This window comes from Roseovarius sp. A46, from assembly GCF_004126395.1.
GTDB lineage: Bacteria > Pseudomonadota > Alphaproteobacteria > Rhodobacterales > Rhodobacteraceae > Roseovarius > Roseovarius nitratireducens.
On the sequence record NZ_PVWS01000004.1, the window covers coordinates 91,280 to 104,189 of the forward strand.

14 protein-coding genes are annotated in these 12,910 nt (G+C 66.3%); 4 read left to right on the plus strand and 10 right to left on the minus strand.

Going from position 1 to position 12,910, the window contains the following annotated elements:
- Positions 1 to 83: 83 nt before the first annotated feature.
- The 6 genes from purF to hpt all read right to left on the minus strand — a co-directional run bounded on the left by purF (position 84) and on the right by hpt (position 5,306).
- Complete coding sequence (gene purF / locus C6W92_RS03735; RefSeq protein ID WP_129431715.1) at positions 84 to 1,538, minus strand: amidophosphoribosyltransferase; 1,455 nt, start codon at positions 1,536 to 1,538, stop codon at positions 84 to 86.
- A 138-nt stretch (positions 1,539 to 1,676) separates the two neighbouring features.
- Positions 1,677 to 2,234, minus strand: coding sequence for a CvpA family protein (locus C6W92_RS03740; protein WP_104018021.1), 558 nt, complete (start codon positions 2,232 to 2,234; stop codon positions 1,677 to 1,679).
- Between the two features lie 24 nt (positions 2,235 to 2,258).
- On the minus strand, positions 2,259 to 3,626 hold the full coding sequence (gene radA, locus C6W92_RS03745; RefSeq protein ID WP_129431716.1) for a DNA repair protein RadA: 1,368 nt from the start codon (positions 3,624 to 3,626) through the stop codon (positions 2,259 to 2,261).
- Between the two features lie 59 nt (positions 3,627 to 3,685).
- Positions 3,686 to 4,450: a DNA repair protein gene (locus tag C6W92_RS03750; RefSeq protein ID WP_129431717.1), complete on the minus strand. Its 765-nt coding sequence runs from the start codon at positions 4,448 to 4,450 to the stop codon at positions 3,686 to 3,688.
- 137 nt (positions 4,451 to 4,587) lie between these two features.
- Positions 4,588 to 4,767 carry a hypothetical protein gene (locus C6W92_RS03755; protein ID WP_129431718.1) on the minus strand — a complete coding sequence of 60 codons (180 nt, stop codon included), beginning with the start codon at positions 4,765 to 4,767 and terminating at the stop codon, positions 4,588 to 4,590.
- The gene (gene hpt / locus C6W92_RS03760; protein ID WP_129431719.1) at positions 4,764 to 5,306 is read right to left on the minus strand and encodes a hypoxanthine phosphoribosyltransferase; all 543 of its coding nucleotides are present in this window, start codon (positions 5,304 to 5,306) and stop codon (positions 4,764 to 4,766) included. Before hpt ends, C6W92_RS03755 begins: the two co-directional genes overlap by 4 nt.
- A gap of 72 nt (positions 5,307 to 5,378) precedes the next feature.
- On the opposite strand from hpt, the gene C6W92_RS03765 reads away from it, so the two are divergent.
- Entirely contained in the window at positions 5,379 to 5,825 is a 447-nt protein-coding gene (locus C6W92_RS03765; protein ID WP_104018017.1) for a type II toxin-antitoxin system RatA family toxin, read from the plus strand.
- A gap of 34 nt (positions 5,826 to 5,859) precedes the next feature.
- On the opposite strand, the gene C6W92_RS03770 is transcribed toward C6W92_RS03765, so the two are convergent.
- The 4 genes from C6W92_RS03770 to C6W92_RS03785 all read right to left on the minus strand — a co-directional run bounded on the left by C6W92_RS03770 (position 5,860) and on the right by C6W92_RS03785 (position 9,287).
- A complete protein-coding gene (locus C6W92_RS03770; protein WP_129431720.1) occupies positions 5,860 to 7,038 on the minus strand; it encodes an ammonium transporter in 1,179 nt (392 codons plus the stop codon).
- Positions 7,039 to 7,201: 163 nt separating this feature from the next.
- Complete coding sequence (locus C6W92_RS03775) at positions 7,202 to 7,672, minus strand: CinA family protein (protein WP_129431721.1); 471 nt, start codon at positions 7,670 to 7,672, stop codon at positions 7,202 to 7,204.
- Entirely contained in the window at positions 7,669 to 8,157 is a 489-nt protein-coding gene (locus C6W92_RS03780) for a phosphatidylglycerophosphatase A (protein ID WP_129431722.1), read from the minus strand. The genes C6W92_RS03775 and C6W92_RS03780 overlap by 4 nt, the downstream gene beginning before the upstream one ends.
- On the minus strand, positions 8,154 to 9,287 hold the full coding sequence (locus tag C6W92_RS03785) for a bifunctional 2-C-methyl-D-erythritol 4-phosphate cytidylyltransferase/2-C-methyl-D-erythritol 2,4-cyclodiphosphate synthase (RefSeq protein ID WP_129431723.1): 1,134 nt from the start codon (positions 9,285 to 9,287) through the stop codon (positions 8,154 to 8,156). The genes C6W92_RS03780 and C6W92_RS03785 overlap by 4 nt, the downstream gene beginning before the upstream one ends.
- Positions 9,288 to 9,447: 160 nt before the next feature.
- Here C6W92_RS03785 and dusB point away from each other — a divergent pair, with 160 nt between their 5' ends.
- Genes dusB through C6W92_RS03800 form a run of 3 tightly spaced genes read left to right on the plus strand, consistent with a single transcriptional unit; the run spans position 9,448 to position 12,875 of the window.
- Positions 9,448 to 10,431: a tRNA dihydrouridine synthase DusB gene (dusB, locus tag C6W92_RS03790; RefSeq protein ID WP_129431765.1), complete on the plus strand. Its 984-nt coding sequence runs from the start codon at positions 9,448 to 9,450 to the stop codon at positions 10,429 to 10,431.
- Positions 10,428 to 11,510, plus strand: a complete 1,083-nt coding sequence (locus C6W92_RS03795) for an ATP-binding protein (RefSeq protein WP_129431724.1) — start codon at positions 10,428 to 10,430, stop codon at positions 11,508 to 11,510. The genes dusB and C6W92_RS03795 overlap by 4 nt, the downstream gene beginning before the upstream one ends.
- Positions 11,511 to 11,513: 3 nt before the next feature.
- Positions 11,514 to 12,875, plus strand: coding sequence for a response regulator (locus C6W92_RS03800; RefSeq protein ID WP_129431725.1), 1,362 nt, complete (start codon positions 11,514 to 11,516; stop codon positions 12,873 to 12,875).
- The last annotated feature ends 35 nt before the right edge of the window (positions 12,876 to 12,910 follow it).

The following is a 12,910-nucleotide window of genomic DNA, read 5'->3' on the forward strand; positions in this document are numbered from 1 at the left end:
TACGGACCCGCGCCCTACGCCTGTCGACACGCGTGCGAAAGCGGAATTCTGCGCTGCGGCAGAATTCTGCCTGCTGCGAGGGCCTATTCGGCGGCCTTCAGCTCAAAGCCCTTCTCGATCATGTCCGTCGGTGCCACCGGGTAGTCGCCCGAGAAGCAGGCATCGCAGTATTGCGGACATGCGGCGTCGCGCCCACCCGCCTCGCCGACGGCGCGGTAGAGCCCGTCGAGAGAGATGAAGCGGATGCTGTCCACGTTGAGATGCTCGCGCATCTCGTCCTCGGACATGGTCGCGGCCAGCAGTTTCTCGCGCTGCGGCGTGTCCACGCCATAGAAACACGGCCATGCCGTGGGCGGGCTGGCGATACGGAAATGCACCTCGGCTGCCCCGGCATCAAGGATCATTTCCTTGATCTTGCGGCTGGTGGTGCCGCGCACAACGCTGTCATCGACGAGGATCACCCGCTTGCCCTCGATGAGGGCGCGGTTGACGTTAAGCTTGAGGCGCACACCCATGTTGCGGATCTGCTCGGTCGGCTCGATGAAGGTGCGGCCCATATACTGGTTGCGAATGATCCCCATGGCAAAGGGAATACCCGATTCCTGGCTGTAGCCAATGGCCGCAGGCGTGCCGCTATCGGGCACAGGACAGACGAGATCGGCCTCTACCGGGGCCTCGCGCGCCAATTCCACCCCGATCTGGTGACGCGTCTCGTAGACCGAGCGACCGCCGATGATCGAGTCGGGGCGTGAGAAATAGACATGCTCGAACACGCAGAACCGCGGTTTCTGGCGACGGAAGGGGAAATGGCTCTCGACCTCGCCGGTTGCGGAGATGACAACCATCTCTCCCGGCGCGATCTCGCGCACAAAGCGCGCGCCAATGATGTCGAACGCGCAGGTCTCGGAACTGAGTACCCAGCCTTCGCCCAACTGGCCCAGCACCAGCGGGCGAACGCCCAGCGGGTCGCGCACGCCCATGAGCTTGGAGCGGGTCATCGCCACCACCGAGAACGCCCCCTCGACCCGGCGCAGCGCATCCTCCATCCGCTCGGGGATATTGCGTTGCAGCGAGCGGGCCATCAGATGGATGATGCATTCGCTGTCCGAGCCGGATTGGAAGATCGAGCCGCGCTCGATCAGCTCGCGGCGCAGCGCGTCGGCATTGGTGATGTTGCCGTTATGGGCAATCGCCGCGCCACCCATCGAGAATTCGCCAAAAAAGGGTTGCACGTCGCGGATCGCCGCGCCTTTGGAACCGGCGGTGGAATAACGCACATGGCCGATGGCCAGCGGCCCCGGCAGCGCCTCCATGAGCGACTGGCGGGTGAAATTGTCGCGCACATAGCCGAAGCGACGAACCGAGTTGAAGCCAAGCTCTGGGTCGTGGCTGACGATGCCGCCCGCCTCCTGACCGCGGTGTTGCAATGCGTGCAACCCGAGCGCCACGAAGTTAGCGGCGTCAGTCAGGCCGATTACGCCGTAAACCCCGCATTCTTCGCGCAGCTTGTCGTCGTCGAACGGGTGGGCGGGAGGCATAGGTGCGGACGTGGACAAGGGCAGCTCCGAATCCGTGGATGTCGCTTGGCCCACCTCATACGCGGTTGGCCGGGTCATGTCACGAAACTATCACGAAAGGATCCTGATCGGCGCGCGGTCGAAGCGGCGTAGCTCGTTTCAGGGCGCGTCGCAATTGCCGACGAGCTGCTCGTACTGCGTGGTGATCCATCCCAGCGCCTGCTCGGGCTTTTGCGCGGCCACGGTATCGGTCAGTTGCGAGAACACCTGCGCCGATCGACTGTTGTCGATGATGGCGATGGATTGGGAGGAAATCACCGTCTCGTATACGAAATAGGCGATGGCAATGAGCAGCACCCCGCGCGCCACACCAAAGACGAAGCCCACCCCCTGATCGAGGCCGCCGAGTACTGAACGCTGCACCAGCGAGGAAAACAGCGGCGTGATGAGCGATGCGATGATGAGCGCCAAGGCAAAGACCACGGCAAACGCACCGATCATCGACAATTCGCAACTGTCGGCGATGAACTCGCCCACAACCGGCACTTCCTTGACCAGCGGTTCTACCTGCGGCGCAAAGACGAAGGCAACGATCCCTGCCGCCACCCAGCCCGCGATGGCTAGTGCTTCGCGCACGAAACCCCGCGAATAGGCGAGAAGCGCCGAGAGCACGATAAAGAGGGCAACGACCCCGTCGATGATGGTGAAACCGTCCATGCCTCGTCCTGTTCCTGCTGGCGCCTACCCTGCGCCGAAAACATCACCCACGAACGCGGTCAGATCACCCATCCGGGTCAGGCTGAGGCCGCTCTGGCCGCCGGTCTTGTCGTCCGACGGAAGGATTGCAGACGTGAAACCAAGTTTTCGCGCCTCTTTCAACCTGTTTTCGGTCTGGCCCACCGGGCGCAGCGCACCCGAGAGGCTTATTTCGCCGAATATTACCGTCTCGGGCGGTAGGGCCACATCTTCTCGCGCGCTGAGCAACGCGGCGGCGACAGCGAGATCGGCGGCTGGCTCGGAGATGCGCAAGCCCCCCGCCACGTTGAGATAGACATCGAGCCCGGCGAACGGGATGGCGCATCGCGCCTCGAGCACCGCGAGGACCATGGCAAGCCGGGCGCCGTCCCATCCTACCACCGCGCGGCGGGGTTGGGCGTGGGGCGTGGGGGCCACCAGCGCCTGCACCTCGACCAGCAGGGGCCGCGTGCCCTCGATCCCGGCGAACACCACCGAGCCGGGGGCCGGCGCGCCGCGCCCGGCGAGAAACAGCGCCGAGGGGTTGGCGACCTCGGCAAGCCCCGCGCCCGTCATCTCGAACACGCCGATTTCGTCGGCCGGACCAAAGCGGTTCTTGACCGAGCGCAGGATACGGAACTGATGCCCGCGCTCGCCCTCGAAATACAGCACGCAATCGACCATGTGCTCGACCACGCGAGGGCCTGCGATCTGGCCGTCCTTGGTGACGTGGCCGACGAGGATGACACTCGCGCCCCGCCGCTTGGCAAAGCTCGTGAGCTCATGCGCGGCGGCGCGCACCTGCGCGACGCTGCCAGGGGCCGACTCGATCGTGTCCGACCACATGGTCTGGATCGAATCGATGATCACGAGGTCGGGACGCTCGGTGTCGAGCGTGGTGAGGATGTCGCGCAGGCTGGTGGCGGCGGCGAGCCGCACCGGCGCGCTTTCCAGCCCCAACCGCTGGGCGCGCATCCGCACCTGTGCGCTGGCCTCCTCGCCCGAGACGTAGAGTGTCGATAGCCCCGCGCAGGCAAAGCGCGCGGCGGCCTGCAACAGTAGCGTGGACTTGCCGATACCGGGATCGCCGCCGACCAGCACCGCGCTCGACGGCACAAGGCCCCCGCCCAACACGCGGTCGAGCTCGGCCATCCCCGAGCAGGTGCGCGGCGGCGGAGCCTCCTCTGTTGCCAGATCGCTGAGCGCGAGCGCCGCACCGCGCCGCGCCCCGAGGCTCCGGCCTGCCGGTCCCGCCGACAGGGGCGACTCCTCGGCGACGGAGTTCCACGCGCCGCAGGCATCGCAGCGCCCCGACCAGCGTGCGTGGCTAGCGCCACAGGCCGTGCAGGTGAATGTGGTGGAAGGTTTGGCCATGCACGATCACATGCCCCACCCCGCGCGGCCCGTCAAACGCGAAACGCGGGGGCAGGGTGCTATTCCGCGGCCTTGCGGGGGATATCGATGACGGTGCCGTCGGCGCGCAACACCTCCTCGATGCCAAGCTCTGGCAGCACCGCCAGAAGATCCTCGCGCAACCGGGCAAGCTGGCTCGCCGCGACGCTCTCTTCAAGCTCGACCTCGTGCGCCCAGTGGCGCAATTCCTGAGAGACAGCCTTGGCACGCTCGATCCGGTCGTTGAACGCGGCCACCTCTTCCTGCCGCTGGTGCAGGAACTGGCGCGCGCGTGCCACCTTTTCCTCGGAATAGACATCGGCAAGCTCCTGGCTGATATGCGACATCTGTGCCGCGACCTCCAGAAGTCCGGGCTCCAGCCCGCCGAGATCAGGATGTTCACGCAGCCAAGCCAACCGCTCACGCACCGCGTCGAACTCCGAGGACAGGTGAAACACGCCCTCGCGGTCGGCGGCATGGGCGGCGTGATAGGCGCGGGCGATGTCCTGCATCCCGATATCAAAGCGGCGATGCGAGGTCTCCAGCGCCATGATCCGGGCATTCGATGGCAGGTAGAAACACAAAAGCACCGCCAGGACCGTCACGCCGATCTGAGCAATGTGCCCGGCGTTGGCGTAGGTTTCGCCGCCGAACGTGACCTCGAATTCCAGCCACGGCAGAGCACCGACGGCAGCGGCGGTGGTGGCCGCCACGAGCGCCAGGGCAGACAGGACGAGAATGATTGCAGCAAGCCGCTGGAACAGGGCCCCAATTAGGGCGAGGACGGATTTTACCTGCGTAAACATGGCTTCCCCCCGATGAAAAGACCAAGTCCAATATAGGCAAGTTTACGCCGATTACTCCGTTCTCAAAGTGATAATTCGCTCAACCGGCGGTCAAGTCGTGGAGATTGGCTCGTGAGCAACGCCTGCGTGCACCGCGTTTAGGGCCGCATGATCGAGCGGCGCGGCTCGAGCGTGAGCGCTTCGGGCCAGCCGAAGAAAAGCTCGATCCCGGCCAAGGCGAGGCCAATGCCGATGACGATGAGCCACAGCCGCACCGTGCGCGGCCCCGGCGGACGGCGTGCCCATCGCGCCATCCGCAAGAGCCAGTTTATGTTCATGGGTCGGTGAACCGCACGGCACCGATATGGGGCAGGTTGCGGTTGCGCTGCGCAAAGTCGATACCGTAGCCCACGACGAATTCGTCGGGGATCTCGAAGCCGATCCAATCGGCCCGTATATCCGCCTCCCGCCGCGACGGCTTGTCGAGCAGCGCAATGGTCTTGAGGCGCGCGGGCTTGCGGCTTTTCAGAAGGTTGAGCACGTGGGCGAGCGTGTGCCCAGTATCTACGATATCCTCGACCACCAGCACATCTCGCCCCGCGATATCGCCACGCAGATCCTTGAGAATGCGCACCTCGCGGCTCGATTCCATGGCGTTGCCGTAAGACGAGGTTTCCACGAAATCCACCTCCACGGGCAGATCGAGTTCGCGCACTAGGTCGGCGATGAAGATGAATGAGCCGCGCAACAGCCCCACCACCACGAGCTTTTCCGTCCCGGCGAATTCCGCCTCGATCTCCTCCGACAGCGCCTCGATGCGGGCGGCGATGCGCTTCGCAGAAATGAGCGTGTCGATCACGTAGCTGCGCTGCGGCATGTCTTCCCCTTGAAAATCCGCGCCCAGTCTAGGAGAAACCGCGCCACTGTCACGGGAAAACCGGGGGGCGCGATGCCGTCACATTCCGAAACGCGCCACCTGCCTTACACGGCAGACCAAATGTATGCGCTGGTCGCTGACGTGGCACGCTACCCGGAGTTCCTGCCGTGGACAGCGGCGGCGCGGGTGCGCAAGGTGACGCCGCAGGCGGACGGCTCAGAGGTGATGGAGGCCGATCTCGTCATCAGCTTCAAGGTGTTCCGCGAGCGATTCGGCAGTCGCGTGGTGCTATGGCCCGATGACAAGCGGATCGAGACCGAGTATCTCGACGGTCCGTTCCGGCACATGCGCTCGAATTGGTCCTTTGCCGAGGCCGAGGGCGGCTGCGAGGTCAGTTTCGACGTGGATTTCGCGTTCAAGAACAGATTTTTGCAATCCGCGGCCGAGATGTTCTTTCACGAGGCGATGAAGCGGATCGTGCGCGCCTTCGAGGTCCGCGCGCAGGCGCTCTACGGTTGAGCGCGGGCCGCGTGCCGCCCGCGCCCCAGCCGCCCTAGCTTGTCATGTCATAGGCCCTTTCGCCATGCACGCTCAGGTCGAGGCCGTTGGTCTCCGTTTCCGCATCGACGCGCAGCGGGGTGATCACACCCACGACCTTGATCAGGGCATAGGTCACCACGGCGGTGAATACGCCGACAATGGCAAGCGATCCCAGTTGCGCGGCCCAGCTTCCGGCGCCAAAGACCGCGATCATCACCGAGCCGAAGATGCCGCCGACGCCATGCACGGCAAAGACATCGAGCGTGTCGTCGATGTTCAGCCTGTCGCGGATCAGGTTGACCGCCTCCTGGCAGAGGATACCGGCCACGGCACCGATGATCAGCGCCTCGACCGGCCCGACAAAGCCACTGGCGGGCGTGATCGAGGCCAGCCCCGCGATTGTGCCGGTGACCATGCCCACAAGAGACGCGCGCCCGAACTTGATCTTTTCCCACAACGCCCATGAAAGCGATGCTGCGGCCGCCGAGATATGCGTGACGGTAAGGGCCATCGCCGCGCCACCATCGGCAGCAAGCTGCGAGCCACCATTGAAGCCGAACCAGCCCACCCAGAGCATCGCGGCCCCAACCATGACAAGGCCGGGACTGTGCGGTGGGGTGGTGCGGTTTCTGCGCGGCCCGAGCGTGATGGCGAGGATCAACGCGGCCAGGCCTGCGGTTTCGTGCACCACGATGCCACCGGCAAAATCCCGGACACCCGTGGCGCCGAAAATCCCACCATCCGCCAGGAACCCGCCGCCCCATACCCAGTGCACCACGGGCGCATAGCACAGCAGCATCCAGAGCGCCGAAAACAGCAGAACGAAGCCGAAACCGATGCGCTCGACATAGGCGCCCACGATCAGTGCCGGGGTGATGATCGCGAATGTCATCTGGAACATGAAGAACAGAACCTCGGGCAGGGTGCCCGAGAGGCTGTCAGCGGTGATGCCGCGCAGCAGCGCCTTGCCCGCGCCGCCCCAGATGGCGTTACCCTCGCCAAACGCGATCGAGTAACCCGCCACGAACCACAGAACGCTCATCAGACAGGCAATCGCGTAGCACTGCATGAAGACGCTGAGCACATTCCGGGCACGAACGAGACCGCCATAGAACAATGCCAGCCCCGGAAGAGTCATGAACAGCACAAGCGCCGTCGCGACGATAATCCAAGCAGTATCCGCTGCGTTCATTGGAAAATATCCCCATCCCATTTGCGTCGGATGTGGTGAAGCGCAGTCCGCTCGAGGAAAAAAGCGGCAATGTCATGGTAGCGCGATCAATTCACGGGCAAATTGCAAATTGGCGCTAATTTATGCAGAAATTTTACCGTCTGCGGTGACAAGAGGCAAAAAATCAACGCAGGCTTTCGGCCAGCAAGACCAGCGCGTGATCACGCGACAGGCGGCGGACCTCGGCGCGGCCCTGCGGTCCAAACTCCCGCGTCTCGGCCTGCGTCGGGTGGCCAGCCATGGCCAGCCCGAAGCAAACCCGACCTTCAGGTTTGTGCTCCGAACCTCCAGGTCCGGCGATGCCGGTGATCGCCACGGCAAGCTGCGCGCCGCTATGGGCGAGCGCGCCCTCGGCCATCTCGCGGGCGACCTCCTCGGATACGGCACCGTGGGCGGCGAGCGTGCCGGGTGAGACGCCCAGCATTTCGATCTTGGCGGCGTTGGAATAGGTGACGAAGCCGCGCTCCACCACCGCCGAAGAGCCCGCCACGTCCGTCAGCGCCACCGCTACCATGCCGCCAGTGCAGCTCTCGGCGGTGGCGATCATTACGCCACGTTCCCGCGCTATATCAAGAATTTGCGCGGCAATCTTCATGCGAATATCCCGTGCGCGACCCATGCCCCCAGTATCACGCAGAGCGCCGCCGCAAGGCCTGCGAGGATGTCGTCGAGCATCACACCCAGCGCATCGCCGCGCCGGTCGGCCCAGCCGATCGGACCCGGCTTCCAGATGTCGAACAGGCGAAAGGCCACGAAGGCCACCACCCAGCCTGGCCACAGCGCGGTCACCGCTACACCAGCATGGGCCGCGCCGACCGAGACGGGCAGGAGGGCGAGCCATTGGCCCGCCACCTCGTCGATCACGATCTCGGAAGGGTCGTGATCGTCTTTTCCTTGTGTTTCCAACGCGGTGGCCCACCATCCCGATACGAAGGCGACGAGAACGCCCAGCGCGAGCAACACCGGCCCGCCCAGCACGTGCAGCGCCCACGCCATCGGTAGAGCCGCCAGCGAGCCCCACGTGCCGGGGGCGGGGCGCAGGTGGCCGACATAGAGAAAGGTGGCAATGAGATGGGTCATGCGGGGCCTTTCATCAGCATGACGGCGGCCTGCGCGGCGATCCCTTCGCCGCGCCCGGTGAAGCCCAGCCGTTCGGTTGTCGTGGCCTTGACCGAGACGCGGTCAGGGGCCACGCCGGTCATCCCCGCGATGGCCGCGCGCATGACCCGCGCATGGGGGCCGATCTTGGGATGTTCACAGATTAGGGTTACGTCCATGTTGTTGATCCTGAACCCCTTGTCGGCAGCGAGCCTCGCCGCGTGGCGCAGGAAGACATGGCTTTCGGTGCCTTTCCATTGCGGGTCGGAGGGCGGAAAATGCCGCCCGATATCGCCCTCGGCGAGCGCGCCGTAGATTGCGTCGGTGAGCGCGTGCAACCCGACATCGGCATCGGAATGGCCCTGCAACCCGCGCTCGTGCGGCACGGCCACGCCGCAGAGCATGACATGATCCCCCGGCCCGAAGCGATGCACGTCAAAGCCTGTGCCAACGCGAATATCCATCGCAGCCCCCAATATCCGGTCCGCCCGCGCGAAATCCTCCGCGTGGGTGATCTTGAGATTGTCCGCATCGCCCGGTGTGATCGTCACTGGCAGCCCAGCGGCGCGGGCCACGGCGACATCGTCGGCGGCGGTGCCGTCATGGGCGCGGTGCGCGGCGAGGATGGCCGCGAAATCAAACCCCTGTGGCGTCTGCGCCGCATATAGCCCGGTTCGGTCCTGCGTGCCCGTCACATAGCCTTCCGCGCCGATCCAGAGCGCATCGGTCACGGGCAGTGCCGGGGCGGCGGCGGGTGCGCCCGCGTCGAGCGCGGCGATCACCCCCTCGATCACCCCGCGCGGCGGCGTGGCGCGGGCGGCGTCGTGGATCAGTACATGGCGCGGCATGATTCCGTGCGCCGCGAGGTTCTCTAGCCCCGCGCGCACCGAGGCGGCACGGGTGGCCCCGCCGGGCACGGCCTCGACGCCTGCGGGCGCGCGTTCCATGTCGTCAGGGTGCAGCACAAGGACGACACGCGCGACATGGGGGGTGAGCGCGGCCAGCGTCCAATCGACCACGCGGCGGCCCGCGAGCGGCTGCCATTGCTTGGGCAGGTCCCCGCCCGCGCGGGTGCCGCGGCCTGCGGCGACGATGAGGGCGGCGCGTGTCATGGCATCTTGATTACGTCGCGCCAAGCGCAAGCGCAATGGCGACGTAACTGCCCATTTAATAGGCACTCCCTCGGGCAAGATGGCCAAATCTCCCCTTGCCACGTTGTGCAAGCCGGGGCAGGCGGCTACAAGAGAGGCGTTGCACAGGGATTGGGCAAAGATGTTCTCACTAGCCGACAGAGTGATCGCACCGCCGGTGCTGCTGGCGCCGATGGCGGGAATCACGGACCTGCCGTTCCGCGACCTGGTGAGCGGCTTTGGCGCGGGCCTGGTGGTGAGCGAGATGATCGCCAGTCGCGAAATGCTGTCGGCGCGGCCCGGTGTGCGCGAAAAGGCCGAGCTGGGTCTTGGCGCCGCCGATACCTCGGTGCAGATCGCGGGCTGCGAGGCCGGACCAATGGCCGAGACGGCGCGGATGCTGGCGGGCGAGGGGGCGCGGATCATCGACATCAACATGGGCTGTCCGGCCAAGAAGGTGACGCGGGCGCGCGGCGCCGGCGCTTCCGGATCGGCACTGATGCGCGACCCCGAGCACGCGCTCCGGCTGGTCGAGGCGGTGGTAGATGCTGTTGACGTGCCGGTGACACTCAAAATGCGGCTGGGCTGGGATCACGTGAGCCTCAACGCGCCGCAGATCGCCGTGCGCGCCGAGGCGGCGGGGGTGTCGATGATCGTGGTGCACGGGCGGACGCGGTGCCAGTTCTACAAGGGCCATGCCGACTGGGCGGCGGTGCGCGCGGTCACGCGCGCGGTCAGCGTGCCGGTGGTGGTCAACGGTGATATCGTGGACAGCGCCTCGGCGCGCGCGGCGCTGAGGCTGAGCGGCGCGGACGGGGTGATGATCGGACGGGGCGCGCAAGGCAAGCCCTGGCTGCTGGCGCAGGTGGCGGCGGAACTCTGGGGCGCGAAGGCACCGGCGGTGCCACAAGGCGACGCGCTGGCGGAGATGATGGCCGCGCATCACGACGCGATGCTGTCCTTCTACGGGCGCGAGTTGGGCGGGCGCGTGGCACGCAAGCACCTGGGCTGGTACATGGACCACGCCGGCACGCCGCAAGTCCTGCGCCGCCAGGTTTTGACCGCCGCCCCGGACGCGGTGGCGCGGCTCCTGCCAGAGGCCATCGGCTTGCGGTGCGCGGCATGAGCACGGACACCGCAGAGGAGCCGCTCTGGGCGTCGCTGCCGGTTCCCGCACTGGTGGTCGATGCCGACGACCGGATCGTGCGGATCAATCCGGCGGCGGAGGGCTTCATGCTGGTGTCGCAGCGCGCCGTGGCGGGCGAGCCGATATGGGACCGGCTGGCCGTCGATGCGCCGCTGGAGGAAGCGTTCGAGCGCGCACGGGCCAGTGGCGCACCGCTTTTCGTCAACGATGTCGATATTGGCACCGGGGCGCGCGCGCCGATGCTGTGCAACCTGCAGGTCGCGCCGCTGGCGGGCGCACCGGGGCAGATGCTGATCCTGCTCGCCCCGCGTGAGCTTGCCGGGCGGATGGCGCAGAAAAGCGGCGTAAAGGCCGCCGCACGCTCGGCCATCGGCATGGCCGAGATGCTGGCCCACGAGATCAAGAACCCGCTGGCGGGGATCACCGGCGCGGCGCAGCTTCTGTCGATGAATGCAAGCGCGGCGGATCGCGAACTGACCGATCTCATCGTCGGCGAGAGCCGCCGCATCGTCGGACTGCTGGACCGGGTCGAGCAATTCGGAAATGTCACGCGCCCGGTGCTGCGGCGGGTGAACCTGCACGATGTGCTCGACCGCGCGCGGCGCTCCGCGATGGTGGGGTTCGCGGCGGGGATGCGCTTTGTCGAGGAATACGACCCCTCGCTGCCGCACGCGCTCGGCGATGGTGATCAGCTTTTGCAGGTGGTGCTCAACCTGCTGAAAAACGCGGCCGAGGCGGCACCGGACGGCAAGGGAACGATCCGGCTGCACACCTATTACGACGGTGCGCTGCGGGTGCGGCGCAACGACGGAGCGGGGCTGGCGCTACCACTGCAGATCGAGATCATCGACGACGGCCCCGGCCTGCCGCCCGACATCGCCGAGGAGATTTTCGAGCCCTTCGTCTCGGGCCGGGAGAACGGCACTGGCCTGGGGTTGGCGCTGGCGGCCAAGATCATCTCGGAGCATGGCGGCTGGATCTCCGTCAGTTCGGTTCCAGGCCGCACCGTGTTCCGCATATCGTTGCAACGCGCCGATGCGCAGGAAGAGGGAGACTGACCCATGGACGGCACGGTCCTGGTCGCCGATGACGACCGCACGATCCGCACGGTTCTGACGCAGGCGCTGACGCGGGCGGGCTGCCGGGTGCACGCCACCTCGAGCCTGACAACGCTGATGCGCTGGGTCGGTGAGGGACGTGGCGACGTGGTGATCTCGGATGTGGTGATGCCCGACGGAAACGGGTTGGAGATGCTGCCCAAGATCGCCGAGGACCGGCCCGGCCTGCCGGTGATCGTGATCTCGGCGCAGAACACCATCATGACCGCGATCAAGGCCGCCGAAGCAGACGCGTTCGACTACCTGCCAAAACCGTTCGACCTGCCCGACCTGATGAAGCGTACCGCGCGGGCGCTCGAGGCGCGCGAGCGGGCACCGGCGACGGCCCGCCAAGACGAACGGCCCGAGGAACTGCCGCTGGTAGGGCGCAGCCCGGCGATGCAGCGGCTCTACAAGGTGGTGGCGCAGGTCATGCACAGCGATCTGCCAGTGATGATTTGCGGTGAATCGGGCACCGGAAAGTCGCTGGTGGCGCACGCAATCCACGATTATTCTGATCGGCGCACACTGCCGTTGGTCACGGTGACGGCACCGGACCTGCACGATCTCGATGGGCCGTCGCAGGTGATGGCGCGCGTGCGCGGCGGCACGCTGGTGCTCGACGAGGTGAGCGATCTGCCGCAGGAGGCGCAGGGACGCGTAGTGCGGATGATGGACGCACCCGGCGAGCACGCACCGCGCTTCATGGCCACCAGCCGCATCTCGCCCGCCACCGCGCTCGAGGAGGGACGACTGCGCGAGGACCTGTATTACCGGCTGAGCGGGGTGACGATCGAGGTGCCATCCTTGCGCGACCGGATCGAGGATATCGAGCTGCTTGCCGGTCATTTCCTGGGCCGCGACCTCCGACCCGGCCAGCCCGAGCGGCATTTTTCCGAGGACGCGCTGGAGATGATGCGTGCCTACAGCTGGCCGGGCAATGTCCGCCAGCTCGAGAACGCAGTGCGCCGGATCGCGCTCACCGCCCAGACCGAGGAGATCGGCCGCGCCGAGATCGCCGCCATCCTCGGCAACCAGCCGCGCGCCGAGCCGGTGATGCAACCGGGCCGCAGCGAGACGCTGACCGGCGCGGTCACGGCGCATCTGCGGCGATATTTCGACCTGCACGGCGCCGACCTGCCGCCCCCTGGGCTGCACGGCCGGATCCTGCGCGAGATCGAGGCACCGCTCATCGAGATCGCGCTCGAGGCCACCGGCGGCAACCAGATCCGCTGCGCCGAGCTATTGGGGATCAATCGCAATACCCTGCGCAAGAAGATCACCGATCTGGATATTCGCGTGACTCGCCGCCGCAAGTTGATGTAAACCTGCAACAGCACTGTGACGATCAGGGCGCACAC

What these genes read in the sequence shown, in the direction of transcription:
- purF (WP_129431715.1), bottom strand. Translation starts at nt 1,538, where the DNA reads ATGCCTCCCGCCCACCCGTTCGACGACGACAAGCTGCGCGAAGAATGC.
- C6W92_RS03740 (WP_104018021.1), bottom strand. Translation starts at nt 2,234, where the DNA reads ATGGACGGTTTCACCATCATCGACGGGGTCGTTGCCCTCTTTATCGTG.
- radA (WP_129431716.1), bottom strand. Translation starts at nt 3,626, where the DNA reads ATGGCCAAACCTTCCACCACATTCACCTGCACGGCCTGTGGCGCTAGC.
- C6W92_RS03750 (WP_129431717.1), bottom strand. Translation starts at nt 4,450, where the DNA reads ATGTTTACGCAGGTAAAATCCGTCCTCGCCCTAATTGGGGCCCTGTTC.
- C6W92_RS03755 (WP_129431718.1), bottom strand. Translation starts at nt 4,767, where the DNA reads ATGAACATAAACTGGCTCTTGCGGATGGCGCGATGGGCACGCCGTCCG.
- hpt (WP_129431719.1), bottom strand. Translation starts at nt 5,306, where the DNA reads ATGCCGCAGCGCAGCTACGTGATCGACACGCTCATTTCTGCGAAGCGC.
- C6W92_RS03765 (WP_104018017.1), top strand. Translation starts at nt 5,379, where the DNA reads ATGCCGTCACATTCCGAAACGCGCCACCTGCCTTACACGGCAGACCAA.
- C6W92_RS03770 (WP_129431720.1), bottom strand. Translation starts at nt 7,038, where the DNA reads ATGAACGCAGCGGATACTGCTTGGATTATCGTCGCGACGGCGCTTGTG.
- C6W92_RS03775 (WP_129431721.1), bottom strand. Translation starts at nt 7,672, where the DNA reads ATGAAGATTGCCGCGCAAATTCTTGATATAGCGCGGGAACGTGGCGTA.
- C6W92_RS03780 (WP_129431722.1), bottom strand. Translation starts at nt 8,157, where the DNA reads ATGACCCATCTCATTGCCACCTTTCTCTATGTCGGCCACCTGCGCCCC.
- C6W92_RS03785 (WP_129431723.1), bottom strand. Translation starts at nt 9,287, where the DNA reads ATGACACGCGCCGCCCTCATCGTCGCCGCAGGCCGCGGCACCCGCGCG.
- dusB (WP_129431765.1), top strand. Translation starts at nt 9,448, where the DNA reads ATGTTCTCACTAGCCGACAGAGTGATCGCACCGCCGGTGCTGCTGGCG.
- C6W92_RS03795 (WP_129431724.1), top strand. Translation starts at nt 10,428, where the DNA reads ATGAGCACGGACACCGCAGAGGAGCCGCTCTGGGCGTCGCTGCCGGTT.
- C6W92_RS03800 (WP_129431725.1), top strand. Translation starts at nt 11,514, where the DNA reads ATGGACGGCACGGTCCTGGTCGCCGATGACGACCGCACGATCCGCACG.